Annotated in this window: 13 protein-coding genes; 10 read left to right on the top strand and 3 right to left on the bottom strand. The window is 73.0% G+C overall.

What is annotated here, in order from left to right; translation table 11 throughout:
- Positions 1–157 precede the first annotated feature (157 nt).
- A complete protein-coding gene (locus ACWDRW_RS11260; protein WP_451722163.1) occupies positions 158–1,537 on the bottom strand; it encodes a diaminopimelate decarboxylase in 1,380 nt (459 codons plus the stop codon).
- A gap of 163 nt (positions 1,538–1,700) precedes the next feature.
- Between ACWDRW_RS11260 and hutU the strand changes: the two genes are divergently transcribed.
- The 4 genes from hutU (at position 1,701) to hutI (ending at position 7,211) form a co-directional block, all read left to right on the top strand.
- Entirely contained in the window at positions 1,701–3,365 is a 1,665-nt protein-coding gene (hutU, locus tag ACWDRW_RS11255) for a urocanate hydratase (RefSeq protein WP_451722161.1), read from the top strand.
- A 119-nt stretch (positions 3,366–3,484) separates the two neighbouring features.
- Positions 3,485–4,687, top strand: coding sequence for an allantoate amidohydrolase (locus tag ACWDRW_RS11250; protein WP_451722402.1), 1,203 nt, complete (start codon positions 3,485–3,487; stop codon positions 4,685–4,687).
- On the top strand, positions 4,684–6,018 hold the full coding sequence (locus tag ACWDRW_RS11245; protein WP_451722160.1) for a formimidoylglutamate deiminase: 1,335 nt from the start codon (positions 4,684–4,686) through the stop codon (positions 6,016–6,018). The genes ACWDRW_RS11250 and ACWDRW_RS11245 overlap by 4 nt, the downstream gene beginning before the upstream one ends.
- 20 nt (positions 6,019–6,038) lie before the next feature.
- Positions 6,039–7,211 carry an imidazolonepropionase gene (gene hutI, locus ACWDRW_RS11240; protein ID WP_451722158.1) on the top strand — a complete coding sequence of 391 codons (1,173 nt, stop codon included), beginning with the start codon at positions 6,039–6,041 and terminating at the stop codon, positions 7,209–7,211.
- Here the strand turns inward: hutI and ACWDRW_RS11235 are convergent, their stop codons facing one another.
- Both ACWDRW_RS11235 and ACWDRW_RS11230 read right to left on the bottom strand, forming a co-directional pair.
- Positions 7,212–8,714 (bottom strand): ricin-type beta-trefoil lectin domain protein, encoded by a 1,503-nt coding sequence (locus ACWDRW_RS11235; RefSeq protein ID WP_451722156.1) that lies wholly within the window; start codon positions 8,712–8,714, stop codon positions 7,212–7,214.
- 187 nt (positions 8,715–8,901) lie between these two features.
- Entirely contained in the window at positions 8,902–9,795 is an 894-nt protein-coding gene (locus ACWDRW_RS11230) for an RNA polymerase sigma factor SigF (protein ID WP_451722154.1), read from the bottom strand.
- Positions 9,796–10,048: 253 nt separating this feature from the next.
- Here ACWDRW_RS11230 and ACWDRW_RS11225 point away from each other — a divergent pair, with 253 nt between their 5' ends.
- From ACWDRW_RS11225 to ACWDRW_RS11200, 6 genes are all read left to right on the top strand, one after another.
- Positions 10,049–10,426 carry an STAS domain-containing protein gene (locus ACWDRW_RS11225; protein ID WP_451722401.1) on the top strand — a complete coding sequence of 126 codons (378 nt, stop codon included), beginning with the start codon at positions 10,049–10,051 and terminating at the stop codon, positions 10,424–10,426.
- Between the two features lie 222 nt (positions 10,427–10,648).
- Positions 10,649–11,161, top strand: coding sequence for an ATP-binding protein (locus tag ACWDRW_RS11220; RefSeq protein WP_451722152.1), 513 nt, complete (start codon positions 10,649–10,651; stop codon positions 11,159–11,161).
- 155 nt (positions 11,162–11,316) lie between these two features.
- A complete protein-coding gene (locus ACWDRW_RS11215) occupies positions 11,317–12,018 on the top strand; it encodes an LPXTG cell wall anchor domain-containing protein (RefSeq protein WP_451722151.1) in 702 nt (233 codons plus the stop codon).
- A 306-nt stretch (positions 12,019–12,324) separates the two neighbouring features.
- Positions 12,325–13,128: a hypothetical protein gene (locus ACWDRW_RS11210; RefSeq protein WP_451722150.1), complete on the top strand. Its 804-nt coding sequence runs from the start codon at positions 12,325–12,327 to the stop codon at positions 13,126–13,128.
- On the top strand, positions 13,125–14,192 hold the full coding sequence (locus ACWDRW_RS11205) for a hypothetical protein (RefSeq protein WP_451722149.1): 1,068 nt from the start codon (positions 13,125–13,127) through the stop codon (positions 14,190–14,192). Before ACWDRW_RS11210 ends, ACWDRW_RS11205 begins: the two co-directional genes overlap by 4 nt.
- Entirely contained in the window at positions 14,189–15,457 is a 1,269-nt protein-coding gene (locus ACWDRW_RS11200; RefSeq protein WP_451722148.1) for a hypothetical protein, read from the top strand. The genes ACWDRW_RS11205 and ACWDRW_RS11200 overlap by 4 nt, the downstream gene beginning before the upstream one ends.
- Positions 15,458–15,533: the final 76 nt, after the last annotated feature.

The following is a 15,533-nucleotide window of genomic DNA, read 5'->3' as shown; positions in this document are numbered from 1 at the left end:
GTTCGGCTGAGTAACGCCGAAACTACGCAACGTGTGGGCGGCGGGTGAGGGATCTGGCATTTTCCGGTGGAACATGCGGCGAATGGCTAAAGTGGGTCAACTGACCACGTTGCCGGGGCCCGTTGACTCCGATCAACCGCGGGGCCGCCGGAGTGCGTCAAGGGCGCTCGGGCGCCCGGAGGGTGGTGAGCGCGGAAGCGTGAGCCCCTCCGGATTCGGCCACGATCGCGTCCAGGCTCTGCGGCTCCCGCACCGTCGCGAAGGCGACACCCCCGGACGTGCCGGGCGCGAAGCCGTAGATGCCGGGCCGGGCCAGGGAGTTGTAGGCGTAGTGGTGCGCGAAGTAGTACGCGCCCGTGTCCAGCGCCGCCACCAGGTCCCCCTGCTCCAGCAGGGGCAGCGCCCGCCCCTCGGCCAGCAGGTCCCCGGCGAAACAGGCGGGCCCCGCCACGTCCTGCACCACCGAGGCGCCCGTTTTCGGCCGGCCCTTCGGGTCGTACGCGGCGATCCGCAGTGGCCAGGCCCCCGGGGCGTACACGGTGCGCGTCGCCACCTGGACGCCCGCGTGCGTCACCGCCACCGGCCGCCCGCCCGCGCTCTTGGCGTACTCCACCCGTGCCAGCACGGTCCCGTGCTTGGCCAGCAGCGAGCGCCCGAACTCGGTCACCAGGCCGTACCGGCCGTCGAACAGGCCCGGTACCGCCTCGCTCAGCAATCGTGCGTACTGCGCGTACGTCGGGGTCATGGCGTCCGAGGAGAAGTTCACCGGCAGCCCGCCGCCTATGTCGATCGTGTCGATCCGGCGCCGCCCGGCCCGGGCGTTGATCTCCTCCGCGAGCGCGTACGTCTCCGCGACCCCCCGCGCCATCAGGGACAGTGGGACGCCCTGGGAGCCGGTGTGCGCGTGCAGCCGGGTCAGCCACGGCCGGTCCAGGTACGCCCGCACGACCCACTCCCGCGCCCCCTCGTCGCGCAGCGCCACCCCGAACTTCGAGGTCGCCGTCGCCGTCGACAGGGCCTCGATGGCACCGGCGCCCACCTGCGGATTGACCCGGATGCCGAGCGGGGAGCGGCTCGGGGCCGACCTCATCAGGGCGTCGATCCGGTCCAGCTCCTGCGGGTTGTCCGCGTTGACGGCGATCCCGAGGGCCAGCGCCTCGCGCAGTTCGGCGGGCGTCTTCGCGGGCGAGTCCAGGACCGTACGCTCCGGCGGCAGCCCCGCCGCCCGCGCCAGCGCCAGCTCGCCCGGGCTCGCGACCTCCGCGCCGATCCCCGCCTCGTGCAGCAGCCGCAGCACCGGCACCAGCGGGGTCGCCTTGACCGCGAAGGCGTGGAGCACCGGAGTGCCGGGCGCGGTGACCGCGTCGAACGCCGATCGCAGGGCCGCCGCCGACTCCCGGATGCCGGTGACGTCGAGCAGCCCCACGATGGGGGAGTCCGGGCTCACCAGGCCCTGCTCCACGGCGGCCCGCACCGCCTCGTCCCGGCGCGCCCCGTGCTCGCGCTCGCCCGTCCCGCCGTCCCTGACCCTGTCCACCGCGGCCCCCGTCGTGTCGTTCCCCGGGGCCACCTGCCCCGGGACCACGTATCCAGACAAACATCCGCGGCGCGGCCGCGCTGGCGCACGAGCGTATTGACTAGCTCTATTCAGAACGCCAGGATGTGAATAACGGCAGCAACAATCCGCTAGGAGGCAGACCATGTCAGGACCCCGCCCCGTACGAGCGCCGCGCGGTACGGAACTGAGCGCCCTGGGATGGCAGCAGGAGGCCGCCCTGCGGATGCTGCAGAACAACCTGGACCCCGAGGTCGCCGAGCACCCCGACAAGCTCGTCGTCTACGGCGGCACCGGCAAGGCCGCCCGGGACTGGCGCTCCTTCGACGCGATGGTCCGCACGCTGCGGACCCTGAAGCAGGACGAGACCATGCTCGTCCAGTCCGGTCGCCCGGTCGGCGTCATGCAGACCCACGAGTGGGCCCCGCGCGTCCTCATCGCCAACTCCAACCTCGTCGGCGACTGGGCCAACTGGGAGGAGTTCCGCCGCCTGGAGCAGCTCGGCCTGACCATGTACGGCCAGATGACGGCCGGCTCCTGGATCTACATCGGCACCCAGGGCATCCTCCAGGGCACCTACGAGACCTTTGCCGCGGTCGCCGCGAAGAAGTTCGGCGGCACCCTCGCGGGCACGATCACCCTGACCGCGGGCCTCGGTGGCATGGGCGGCGCCCAGCCGCTCGCCGTCACCATGAACGACGGAGTCGCGATCTGCGTCGACTGCGACCCGCGCGCCATCGAGCGCCGCATCGAGCACCGTTACCTGGACGTCCGCGCCGACTCCCTGGAGCACGCCCTCCAGCTCGCCGTCGAGGCCCGGGACGCCCGCCGCCCGCTCTCCATCGGCCTGCTCGGCAACGCGGCGGAGCTGCTGCCGCGGATGCTCGCCGAGGGCGCCCCCATCGACATCGTCACCGACCAGACCTCGGCCCACGACCCGCTGTCGTACCTGCCCGTCGGCGTCGACTTCGACGACATGGCCTCCTACGCGGCGAAGGACCCGGCCGGCTTCACCACCCGCGCGCGGGAGTCCATGGCGCGGCACGTCGAGGCGATGGTCGGCTTCATGGACGCCGGCACCGAGGTCTTCGACTACGGCAACTCCATCCGCGGCGAGGCGCAGCTCGCCGGGTACGACCGGGCGTTCGCCTTCCCCGGCTTCGTCCCCGCCTACATCCGCCCGCTGTTCTGCGAGGGCAAGGGCCCCTTCCGGTGGGCGGCCCTGTCGGGCGAGGCCTCGGACATCGCCAAGACCGACAAGGCGATCCTGGAGCTCTTCCCGGAGAACGAGTCCCTGCACCGCTGGATCAGGATGGCGGGCGAGCGGGTCCACTTCCAGGGTCTGCCCGCGCGGATCTGCTGGCTCGGATACGGCGAGCGGGACAAGGCCGGCGAGCGGTTCAACGACATGGTCGCCTCCGGTGAGCTGGCGGCGCCGCTCGCCATCGGCCGCGACCACCTCGACTGCGGTTCCGTCGCCTCCCCCTACCGCGAGACGGAGGCCATGCTCGACGGCTCCGACGCGATCGCGGACTGGCCGCTGCTGAACGCCATGGTCAACGTGGCCTCCGGCGCGTCCTGGGTCTCCCTCCACCACGGAGGCGGTGTCGGCATGGGGCGGTCCATCCACGCCGGGCAGGTGACGGTGGCGGACGGCACGAAGCTGGGCGGCGAGAAGATCCGGCGCGTGCTGACGAACGACCCGGGCATGGGCCTCATCCGGCACGTGGACGCGGGCTACGACATCGCCGAGTCCGTGGCGGACGACAAGGGCGTGCGGGTGCCGATGCGTGAGGGTGACGACGCGTGACCCAGGACGAAGGCGGGCACGGCAACTCTCCGGTGGGAGCTGAGGCCTCTTCGCCGGGTGCGGGTGCGGGTGCGGGTGCGGGTGCCGGTCCGGCGGGCGGTGGCGACTCCTTCCACTCCATGTGGCGCGAGCTGCTCCCCATCGGTCGGCACCCCGACTCGCACGGCTATCGGCGGTTCGCCTGGACCGGGGCCGACGCCGAGTGCCGGGCCTGGTTCAGGGCACAGGCCGAGGCGCGCGGGCTGACCTATGAGGTCGACCGGAACGGCAACCAGTGGGCCTGGCTCGGGGACCCCGCCGCCGGGGACGCCGTGGTCACCGGCTCGCACCTCGACTCCGTACCCGACGGCGGCGCCTTCGACGGCCCCCTCGGCGTCGTGTCCTCCTTCGCCGCCCTGGACGAACTGCGCGGCAGGAACGCGCGGTTCACCAAGCCCCTCGCCCTGGTCAACTTCGGTGACGAGGAGGGCGCCCGGTTCGGACTCGCCTGCGTCGGGTCGCGGCTCACCGCGGGACAGCTCACCGTCGAGAACGCCCGCGCACTGACCGACGGCGCCGGGGTCAGCCTGCCCCGGGCCATGGAGGCCGCCGGGTACGACCCCGACGCCATCGGGCCCGACCCGGAGCGGCTGTCCCGGATCGGCGCCTTCGTCGAACTGCACGTCGAGCAGGGCCGCGCGCTGGACCTCTCCGGCGACCGGGTCGGCATCGCCAGCGCGATCTGGCCGCACGGCCGGTGGCGGTTCGACTTCCGGGGCGAGGCCAACCACGCCGGGACCACCCGGCTCGTGGACCGCCGCGACCCGATGCTGTCGTACGCCGAGACCGTGCTCGCCGCCCGCCGGGAGGCCGAACTCGCCGGTGCCGTCGCCACCTTCGGCAAGATCTCCGTCGAGCCGAACGGCGTCAACGCCGTCCCCTCCCTCGTCCGCGGCTGGCTCGACTCCCGCGCCGAGGACCAGGCCACCCTCGACCAGGTGGTCGGCGGCGTCCGCAAGGCCGCCGAGAGTTACGCGGCGGCGCACGGCATCGACCTCGACGTCGTCCGGGAGTCCTTCACCCCGGTCGTCGAGTTCGACCACGCCCTGCGCGACGAACTGGCCCGCATCCTCGGCACGGACACCGGCCTGACCGTCCCCGTCCTCGGCACCGGCGCCGGACACGACGCCGGAATCCTGTCCGGGACGATCCCGACCGCCATGCTGTTCGTGCGCAACCCCACCGGCGTCTCGCACTCCCCGGCCGAGTTCGCCGCCGAGGACGACTGCGTGGCCGGAGTCCTCGCCCTCGCCGACGTACTGGAAGGACTGGCCTGCACGTGACGCAGACGTACTGGCTGGAGCACGCCTGGCTCGACACCCACGTCGAGCCGGGCGTGACCGTGGACATCGCGGACGGCCGCGTCACCGCCGTCCGCACCGACACCGAGAAGCCGCCCCCCGGCGCCGAGATCCTGCGCGGTCTCACCCTCCCCGGGCTCGCCAACGCCCACAGCCACGCCTTCCACCGCGCCCTGCGCGGCACCGTCCAGGTCGGCAGCGGCACCTTCTGGACCTGGCGCGAGGTCATGTACGCCACGGCGGACCGGCTGACCCCCGAGACCTACCACGCCCTCGCGCGGGCCGTGTACGCCGAGATGGCGCTCGCCGGCATCACCGCCGTCGGCGAGTTCCACTACCTGCACCACGCCCCCGGCGGCACCCCCTACTCCGACCCCAACGCCATGGGCGAGGCCCTGATCGCGGCCGCCGCCGACGCCGGGATCCGGATCACCCTCCTCGACACCGCCTACCTCTCCTCCGGCTTCGGACAGGCGCCCAACACCCACCAGCTCCGCTTCTCCGACCGAACCGCCGAAGCCTGGGCCGAACGCTGTTCAGTTCTCAAGGAACGGGATCACGCGCGGATCGGAGCGGCCGTCCACTCCGTACGGGCCGTGCCCGCCGACCAGTTGGCGACCGTGGCCCGCTGGGCCGAGGAACGGCGGGCCCCGCTGCATGTGCACCTGTCGGAGCAGACCGCCGAGAACGACGCCTGCCGCACGGCCCACGGCTGCACGCCCACCCAGCTGCTCGCCGACCACGGGGTCCTCGGCCCCCGCACCACCGGCGTCCACAACACCCACCTCACCGACCAGGACATCGCCCTGATCGGCAACAGCGGCACCGGCACCTGCATGTGCCCGACGACGGAACGGGACCTCGCGGACGGCATCGGACCCGCGGTCGCCCTCCAGCGGCAGGGCTCCCCGCTCTCCCTCGGCTCCGACAGCCACGCCGTCATCGACCTGCTCGAAGAGGCCCGCGCGATGGAGCTCAACGAGCGCCTGCGCACCCGCACCCGCGGCCACTGGACCGCCGCCGCCCTGCTCCGGGCCGCCTCCGCCGACGGCCACGCGGCCCTCGGCTGGGACCAGGCGGGCACCCTCGAGCCCGGCGCGCTCGCCGACCTGACGACGATCGCGCTCGACTCGGTCAGAACGGCGGGGCCGCTGCCCAGGCTCGGCGCCGAGACAGCCGTATTCGCCGCGACGGCAGCGGACGTACGGCACACGATCGTCGCAGGCCGGCACGTCGTACGCGACGGGGCCCACACGCTCGTACCCGATGTGCCGCAGGCCCTGGCGCGGGCCGTCGAGGCCCTCCGCGCCTGACGACCACCCACGAGGACGCCATGAGCAGCACCGTCATCACCAACATCGCCACGCTCGTCACCAACGACCCCTCCCTCGGCGACGACTCCCCTCTCGGTCTGATCCAGGACGCGGCCGTCGTCATCGACGGCGACCGCGTCGCGTGGACCGGTGAAGCAAGCAAAGCACCCGCCACTGACAACCGGGTCGACGCGGGCGGCGGGACCGTCCTCCCGGGCTTCGTGGACTCCCACTCCCACCTGGTCTTCGCGGGGGACCGGACGCAGGAGTTCAACGCCCGGATGTCCGGGCGGGCGTACAGCGCGGGCGGCATTCGGACCACCGTCGCCGCGACCCGCGCGGCCACGGACGCCGAGCTGGAGGCGGGCCTGACCCGCTATCTCGCCGAGGCCCTGCGCCAGGGCACCACGACCTTCGAGACGAAGTCCGGCTACGGACTGACCGTCGAGGACGAGGCCCGCGCCCTGCGCATCGCCGCCGCCCACACCGAGGAGGTCACCTACCTCGGCGCCCACATCGTCTCCCCGGACTACGCCGACGACCCGGCCGGCTATGTCGCCCTCGTCACCGGCGAGATGCTCGACGCCTGCGCCCCGTACGCCCGTTGGATCGACGTCTTCTGCGAGAAGGGCGCCTTCGACGGCGACCAGGCGCGCGCGATCCTGACCGCGGGCAAGGCCAGGGGACTGCACCCCCGCGTCCACGCCAACCAGCTCTCCTACGGCCCCGGCGTCCAGCTCGCCGTCGAACTCGACGCGGCCAGCGCCGACCACTGCACCCACCTGACGGACGCCGACGTCGACGCGCTGGCCGACGGCAACACCGTCGCCACCCTGCTCCCCGGCGCCGAGTTCTCCACCCGTGCCGCCTGGCCGAACGCGCGCCGTCTCCTCGACGCGGGCGTCACCGTGGCCCTGTCCACCGACTGCAACCCGGGCTCGTCCTTCACCTCGTCGCTGCCGTTCTGCATCGCGCTCGCGGTACGGGACATGGGGATGACCCCGGACGAGGCGGTCTGGTCGGCCACGGCGGGCGGCGCGGCGGCCCTGCGCCGCGACGACATCGGCCGACTCGTCCCGGGCGCCCGCGCCGACCTCACCCTCCTCGACGCCCCGAGCCACGTCCACCTGGCCTACCGGCCGGGCGTGCCGCTGGTCAGCGCCGTCTGGCGCAAGGGTGTACGCCAGGTCTGATCACCCGGCCCGCCACCGCTGCGAGGCGCTCCCGGTCTCCGTGACCAGCGCCACCGAGCCGCCCCCGCCCGGCGTCACCGCGTGGCCGGGGGCGATGCCCGGGCGGATGACGCCCCGGGAGTCGACCGCGAACCGCAGGTTCTGGCCGTTGCTCCCGTAGATCGAATCGCACTCCCATATGCCGACGCCCCGGTCCACGGAACCACGGCTGTCCAGGCAGTAGTCGGGATCGGCGGACGACTGGACCACCCCCCGCCCGGAGTCGACGCGCCACACCTGGGTGCGCGAGGACGTGCAGGGCGCCGCGACGACATCGGTCCCCTTCGCGAACACCCCGTCGCGGACGTCCAGGCACAGCCCGCTGGAGACGTTCACCACGCGCGCGTACGAGGCTCCCGGCGGCCGGTGCGTCGGCGTGGGCGTGGGCGTCGCACTGGGCGTGCGGGACGGCGGCGCCGAACTCCTCGTGGGGGAGGGCGACTTCGACGTCCGCGACGGGGAGGGCGAGGTCGAGGGAGTCGCCGACACCGTCGCCGTCACGGTCACCGGCGGCGCGCTCGTCGGCCTGCTCACCGCGCTCACCGGATCCTGGCCGTCCGTCGTGGGGCCGCCCCGGGTGAGCAGGAAGACCAGCAGCGGTGCCAAGGCCACCCCCAGCGCGGCCGACATCAGCGCGTACCGCCGGGACAGCGGCCAGCCGGTGCCTGCCGTGGTCCGGGGCGCCGCGTCCAGGGCCGGTGGGTCGTCCAGGACGTACGCCGTGCCCGCCCACGGCAGCAGGCCCTCGCCGAGGGTCCTGCGCGGGTCGTCGCGCAGGGCGGAGAGTTCCTCGTAGGCGGCCGTGCAGGTCGCGCAGCGGGCCATGTGGGCGTGCAGATCGGTGCTCCCGCGCGGGCTGTCCGGCCGTACCGACTCCTCGATCAGCCGGTGGAAGTCGCGGCAGTCGGGGTCGGCGGAGGCGGCCAGGCGGGCGCGCAGACAGGCGCGGCCGAGCTGGTGGAGCGCGGCGCTCGTGCCGTGGGCCACGTCCTCGCGGGTGAGGCCCAGGAAGGAGGCCGTACGCTCGTCCGGTTCGCGCTCCACCACGGCGTACCAGATCACGCCCTGCGCGCGGGCGGGCAGCGACTGGAACGCGCCGAGCATGGGCGGCACGGGTCCTGACGGGCCCGCCGCGTTGAGCACGAGCAGCAGCCCCGGGTCCAGGCCCGCCGCGCGCTCGTCGGCGGCCCAGGACGCGGCGAGGCGCCCGGTGAGCAGCAGCAGCCGGTGCCGCCAGGGCCCGCCGGGGTCGATGCCACGGGCCGTCTCACGGGCCGCGAGCGTGAAGACCTGCCCCGCCAGCTGCCGGGCCACGGAGTCGCTCGTGGCGCACAGCCGGGCGTACGCCACCACGGCGGGCCGGTGCCGGGCCCGCAGCTCCTGGAGCGCGGTGTACGCGGTGGTGGAGTCGGCCCGCATCAGCTCGGTCAGCCGTACGTCGGTCTCGTCGGGCCACGCCACCATCCACTGCCTCCTCGCAGCCCGCACCTACCGGCGGGTATGACCGCACATAGTGATGGACGGCACCTGCCGGGGAAAGTGTTTCCGCGGGTAACTCACAGCGGGCGTACAGAAAGAGCGGCGGGCGGGCGGAAACAGGCGGACGGCCCGGCTCCCTCGCGGGAACCGGGCCGTGGGACACGCATTCAGGTCATTCCTCGACCGTCAGCCCCTTGCGCAACCTCACCAGCGTCCGGGAGAGCAGCCGCGAGACGTGCATCTGGGAGATGCCCAGCTCCTCGCCGATCTCCGACTGGGTCATGCCGGCGACGAACCGGAGCGAGAGGATCTGCCGGTCCCGGGGCGGGAGTTCGGCGATCAGCGGCTTCAACGACTCGACGTACTCGATGCCTTCGAGTCCGTGGTCCTCGTAGCCGATCCGGTCGGCCAGGGCGCCCTCGGCGTCGTCGTCCTCGGGCTGGGCGTCGAGCGAGGAGGCCGTGTAGGCGTTCGAAGCGGCCATGCCCTCGACGACCTCGTCGTTGGAGATCCCGAGGCGCTCCGCGAGCTCGGCCACCGTCGGGGCGCGGTCGAGCTTCTGGGCCAGTTCGTCGCCCGCCTTGGCCAGGTCCAGGCGGAGTTCCTGGAGCCGGCGCGGCACGCGCACGGACCAGGAGGTGTCACGGAAGAAGCGCTTTATCTCGCCCACGATGGTGGGCATCGCGAAGGTGGGGAACTCGACTCCGCGACTGAGCTCGAAGCGGTCGATCGCCTTGATCAGGCCGATGGTGCCGACCTGGATGATGTCCTCCATGGGCTCGCTGCGCGAGCGGAAGCGCGAGGCGGCGAACTTGACCAGCGCGAGGTTGAGTTCGACGAGCGTGTTGCGGACGTACGAGTACTCGTGGGTCCCTTCCTCCAGCGACTCCAGCCGCGCGAAGAGGGTCTTGGACAGGGCCCGTGCGTCCACCGGGCCCACCTCGTCGTAAGGCGGTATCTCCGGAAGGCCGGCGAGTACGTCGTCCTGCTCGATGGGAGCCAGATGTTCCGGGGGGGTTGTCGACGTCGCTTCGTCGGTATGCGAGGCGTCGAGCCGGGGTGACATGATGTCCTCCATCGTTCTCGGCAAATACGGCTGCCGAAGCCTGTGCGTGCACTGCGGTGTGCGGCGCCTCCAAAGCCGGCCGTGTCGGTTACGTGTCTCTACTAGCCCTACCCGTTTTTCGCAGCACATCGCAAGTGCGTTCTGTGGCGAAATGTCCGTTTGCGGGTGGATGTTCGGGTATCGAAGGGCGAAGGGAAGGCGTAGTGTTCGTGGGCGTCAGTCAGCAGCCACGACGTCAGGAGTGAGAGACGGCATGGACCGCGGGACAGTCGGCAGCACACAGTCTGGCCGACTTCTGGTGGAGGTGCGGGAAGAGGGCTCCAGTGCCGTCGTGACCCCCGTAGGTGAGTTGGATCACCACACCGCCGATTTGTTGCGTGAGCCACTCGAGGACTGCCTCGAGAAGGGTTTCAGTCGGCTGGTCGTCGACTGCGCACGGCTGGACTTCTGTGACTCCACGGGTCTGAACGTGCTGCTCGGCGCACGGCTGAAGGCCGAGGCCGCGGGCGGCGCGGTGCACCTCGCCGCGATGCAGCCGGTGGTCGCACGAGTGTTCGAGATCACCGGGGCCGACGCGGTCTTCGTCGTGCATGACAACCTCGCGTCCGCCCTGGCCGGAGAGGCCGACTGAGCCGGTCCGGCGGCCCGAGTGCCGCATCCGGCGCCCCCTGTGGAACGCCATTCTCCGGACGTCACGTGATTCGTGCCGAATACGGGGGTGTTCCACCGGTCCGCCCGGGCAGGAGTCATCCTGAGCATGCCGCTGTCGCGGCGGCACGGACCCCCGACCGGATCTGTGTACTGAGTGATCTTCTTCAAACGTGAACTGGTGAATCGGTGAGGTGAAGCGCTGATGAGCACCACCCGGCCCTACTCGCCGGGCGACCGCGGCCATGAGCCGAGCGGCGCTTCCGGGATGCCCGACGAGCCCTCCGGGCGGCCCGAGCCGGCGGCGGGCCGGCAGGTCCGCGCCCTGATCCTCGCCGGGGAGAGCGGCGTCGTGCCGCTGGCCCGCGACTTCACCCGCCAGGCGCTGTACGCCTGGGGCTGGCTTCCGGCGGCCGGCGCCGACCAGCGGGCCGCGGCGGAGGACGTGCTGCTGGTGGTCTCCGAGCTGGTGACCAACGCGTGCCTGCACGCGGAGGGCCCCGACCAGCTCCGGATCACCTGCGACAACAAGGTGATCCGGCTGGAGATCTCCGACCGGGGCGCCGGTCAGCCCGCGCCCCGGACCCCGCACCGCGCGGGGCGTCCCGGCGGACACGGCATGTTCATCGTGCAGCGGCTCTGTCTGGACTGGGGGGTCGTACGGACCCCTGGCGGCACGGGCAAGACGGTCTGGGCGGAGCTCGGCGCTCCCGCCTAGGGTTACCCCGGGTCACCATCTCCACTCGAACCTCCTTTCGTGCGCGCCGGATCGTCACAACTCCGGCGCGCGACGTGTCTTCCCTCCTCTCGGCCCCGGGCGTACCTTGACGGCCCGATCTGATGTGCCGTCAGGAATCGAGAGGGAGCGGAACCGTGTCGTACCGGAAACGAACCGCGCTCGCGTCCGTCGCGGCCCTGGCCGGCTCGGCGGTGCTGATGGCCGCCCCCGCGGCCCGGGCCGAGGTCGTCGACGTCAACTACCAGTGCAAGACACCGATCGGTGACAAGAGCGCCGTCTCGCCCATCGACATCAAGGGTGTCGAGAGCGGCGACGGCTACAAGATCACCATGTCCTGGCAGAAGGGCGTCTCCTCCAGCCCGGTCGAGCTGGGCAAGGGGGCGATGAGCCCGAGCGCCACCATCGAGCTGGGCGGCGCCGACAGCGGCACCATGACGGTGACGGGTCCGGCCAACCAGGAGGCGATCCCGGCCGACACCCCCATCAAGATCAACGACCTCACGGGGACCTACACCCCGAAGAAGTCCGGCAAGGTCACCTTCACCCCGGCCGTGCTCACCATCAAGGCGCTCGGCACGACGACGACGTGCACCCCGTCCAACGGTCCGGGCCCCGCGCTCACGCTGGACGTGAAGGCGGCCGGCGGCGGGGGCGGCGCCCCGCAGAGCGGCTCGGAGTCCGGCTCGGGATCCGGTTCGGGATCCGGATCGGAGCTCCCGCAGACCGGCCCCGAGGACTCGGCCGTCGCCCTCGGCACCCTCGGCGGCACGGTCCTGCTCGCGGGCGCGGCCGGCGCGCTGTGGCTGACGCGTCGGAACCAGACGGCCCGCCGCTGAGGAGGCGGCGGACCGGATGGCGTGCCGCCGGAGGGCGGCGCGGTGAACCGGATGGCCGCCTGAGGGCGCGGGTGACCGGGCCGCATGCCGCTGAGGAGGCGGCGGAACCGGATGGCGCGTCGTCTGTGGGTGCGGTGGACCGGGCCGCATGCCGCTGAGGAGGCGGTGGGACCGGATGCCGCCTGAGGGCGCGGTGGACCGGGCCGCGCGCCGCTCAAGAGGCGGCGCCGCCGGACCCGCCGCCGAGGCGGCGGCGCCGCCGGATGGTCCGCCGCTGACGATTCCGTACGACCGTTGGAGCCGCCGATGTCGCCGACCTCCCGTGTCCTCGTCCCTGCCCTGCTGCTCCTGCTGGCGGCCGCCCCGCCCGCGGCCGCCGCGGGGGACTGGTCCGTCGCGCCCTCCGGCGGCGGGCGCCCCTCCTTCTACGCCGAGGGCGCGCCCGGGACGGTCCTGCAGGACACGGTGTCCGTGACGAACCGCGGCGGCGACCCGGTCACCGTCCGGCTCTTCGCCACCGGCGCCGAGGTCGCCTTCGCCCGCGCCGAGATCCGCGTCCCGGCCCGTACCCGCGCCGACGTCCCCTTCGCGGTCACCGTCCCGGACGCCGACCGCTCCGCCCGGATCGTCGCCCGCGGCCCCGAGGGCGGCCCCCGCTCGGTGTCCCTCCGACTGCGGGTCAGGATCACGGAGTTGTCCGCCCTGACGGTCGAGCACGTGCGCGTGCGCGGCGACAGCATCACGTACGAGATCGTCAACCGCGGCACGACCACCCTGGTCCCGCGCCTCGCCGTCCACGCCGAAGGTCTCCTCGGCCCTCTCCTGGACCGCCCCGCCCGCACCCTCCCGGTCGAACTCCCCCCGGGCCACCGGGCGAAGCTCACCGAGCCCTGGCCCGGCCGCCCCGCCCTCGACACGGCCGACGTCCGCCTCACGGTGACCGCCCGGGGAGGCGCGCACGACACGGCACGGACCTCGGTGGGCCATGTGCCGTGGGCCCCGGTGGTGGGCGGCGCGGCCGTCGGTGCGGCGTTCCTCGTACGGCGCCGCCGGCGTCGTACCAGCCAAGTGCTCGCTGTGAACGACGAGTTGACGGGAGCCGTGCGGTGAACGGCAAAGTGCGGATCTCGGCGCTGCTCGCCCTGCTGCTCCTGGCGCTCGCGGTGGCGCCCGTCGGCGCCGCCGATCCGCCGACCGTGAGGCTCTCCAAGTCCCAGGCGGGCACGGGTGGTTCGATCACCGTGACCGGGGAGGGCTGGCGGGCCCGCGCCCTGCTGATGATCCTGATCTGCGGGCAGTCGGTACCCTCGTCGGGCGTGACCGGCGGCACCAACTCCTGTGCCAACGCCGACGGACGGGCCGTGACCACCGACGCCGAGGGGCGGTTCAGCCGGAAGCTGCCGGTGGCCGAGCCGCCGGTGCCCTGCCCCTGTGTCGTGCACGTGGCCACGGTCCAGGGCGCGCGGGCCGAGGCCGACGCCGCTTTCCAGGTCGCCGGGCACGCGGTCGAACCGCTGCCCGCGGACGCGTCCGGCGGACGCCTCTCCGTCCTCACCGACACCCGCCTCGACGGATCCGGCGGCCTGCTCACCTGGTTCGGCGCCCCGCCCGCCCGGACCCTGGTGTTCACCGTCGGCAACGTCGGCACCGCGACGGTGAAGGATCCGCTGTTCCAAGTGGGCACCAGCCACGGGGTGTTCGCCCCCGAGTGGCAGGAACAGCAGTGGCGCGGCACGATCCGGCCGGGCGACAAGCCCCGGATCGAACTGCCCGTCGAACTCGCCGCCGGGGCCCACGGCGACTACACCGTCTCGCTGAAGTACGGCGGGAAGGTGATGGCCGAGCAGCCCTGGGGCGTGGGCCGCCCCTGGGGCGTGACCCTGTTCTGGGTCCTGGTCTGCCTGGTCGTGCCGGCCGCCCTGTTCCGGGCCGGCATGGCGGTCGTGGACCGGGTACGGCCCCGCCCGCACGTCCGCCGGCGCGCCCCGCGCCTTCCCGGACTCGCCCTGCGCCTGCCGGGGTTGAAGCCCCGCGCACAGGCCAGGCACTCGGTTTCCTCGACTCTGCCGTGGTTCACCCCGGACGCGGATCCGGGGACGGCCGGTCGGCTCTCCGCACCGCACGACGACAGCCCGACGAGTCCTACGGCTCCCACCAGGAAAGGACCCACGTGAGCAAGCGCAGGAGAGTCATACCGGTCGCCGCGGCGGTGCTGCTTCTCGGCCTGGCCGTGGGGCCGGCCGAGGCGGCGGAGGTGTCGTACGCGACCGAGTGTGTCCCACCCGGCATCTCGGGGCTGCCGCCGGTCCAGGGCACCACGAAGGTGGAGATCACCGCGCCCGCCACCGCGAAGGTCGGCGACGAGGTCGAGGTGGTGTGGAGGTTCGTCCAGGCCGCCTCCAAGAACCCCGACCTGATCGACCTGCCCGCCGACTCCGTCCAGCCGAGCGGCACACTGAAGGCGGCCGGCGCCCAGACCGCGGATCTCGCGATGCGGGGGCCGCGGGAGAACCCCGCGATCCCCAAGGGCGGCGACATGGTGCTGTCCGACATGAAGGGCACGCTGAGGCTGACGGCGCCGGGGGAGGTGACGCTGACGCCGGGCGCGTACGCCATCAACGCCATGTCGACGGACACCAAGTGCGCGCCGACGGAGGCGGTGAGGCCGGCGGCGACGATCCAGGTGACGCCGGGGGACGGGAACCCCTCGACGCCGGCGCCCTCGACGCCGGCGCCCTCGAGCCCCGCGCCTTCGACTCCGGCGCCCTCGCCCACGGCGACCCCCTCCGAGAGCGACGGCGGTGGCCGGACCGATTTCACCGGCAGGGAGGTCCAGGTCCCCTACGCCTGCAAGACGCCCATCGGTGACAAGAGCGCGACCTCGCCGGTGCGGATCGACGCGAAGAAGGACGGCGGCGGCTTCGACCTGACGGTCCGGTTCGAGAAGTCGGTGATGGACAGCCCCGCCGACATCCCCGCGGACTCGGTGAAGCCGTCCATGGAGGTGGTCCTGGGGGGCGCCGACCAGGGCACGGTCCACGTCGAGGGCCCGGCCAACGCCGAGGACATCAAGGCGGGCGAGCCGATCGAGATCCCCGACCTCAAGGGCACCTACAAGCCGGGCGCGAGCGGCGAGTCGACCCTCTCCCCGGGCGTGCTGACCATCGAGGCCCTGGGCACGACGACGACCTGCACCCCGGAGAGGACCGAGGTCTCCCTGACGCTGGACACGACCGAGCAGGAGGGCGGCGCGGCGGCCGGCGGGTCGTCCACGGGCGGCGGCTCCACGTCCTCGGGCGGTACGACCCCGGACGGCGGCTTGGCGGAGACGGGCGCGCAGGACGACGGGTCTTTGAAGGCGCTGGGCCTGGTGGCAGGGACGGCGGTGCTCCTGGGGGGCGCGGTCTTCACCTTCCTGCCCGGACGGAGGGCACGCTGACGCCGTCCGAAGGGCACGGGGAACCGGGCACGGAGGCAAAGGCAACGGGGCCGCTGCGACCCGGCTGGGTCGCAGC

It is taken from the genome of Streptomyces sp. NPDC003635 (assembly GCF_053587635.1).
Note: the sequence above shows the minus strand (reverse complement) of the source record. Positions and strands in the feature narration are given on the sequence as shown.

Coding starts and splice junctions, on each gene's coding strand:
- ACWDRW_RS11220 (WP_451722152.1), top strand. CDS start 10,649: ATGAGCACCACCCGGCCCTACTCGCCGGGCGACCGCGGCCATGAGCCG.
- ACWDRW_RS11210 (WP_451722150.1), top strand. CDS start 12,325: ATGTCGCCGACCTCCCGTGTCCTCGTCCCTGCCCTGCTGCTCCTGCTG.
- ACWDRW_RS11225 (WP_451722401.1), top strand. CDS start 10,049: ATGGACCGCGGGACAGTCGGCAGCACACAGTCTGGCCGACTTCTGGTG.
- ACWDRW_RS11235 (WP_451722156.1), bottom strand. CDS start 8,714: ATGGTGGCGTGGCCCGACGAGACCGACGTACGGCTGACCGAGCTGATG.
- hutI (WP_451722158.1), top strand. CDS start 6,039: ATGAGCAGCACCGTCATCACCAACATCGCCACGCTCGTCACCAACGAC.
- ACWDRW_RS11230 (WP_451722154.1), bottom strand. CDS start 9,795: ATGTCACCCCGGCTCGACGCCTCGCATACCGACGAAGCGACGTCGACA.
- hutU (WP_451722161.1), top strand. CDS start 1,701: ATGTCAGGACCCCGCCCCGTACGAGCGCCGCGCGGTACGGAACTGAGC.
- ACWDRW_RS11250 (WP_451722402.1), top strand. CDS start 3,485: ATGTGGCGCGAGCTGCTCCCCATCGGTCGGCACCCCGACTCGCACGGC.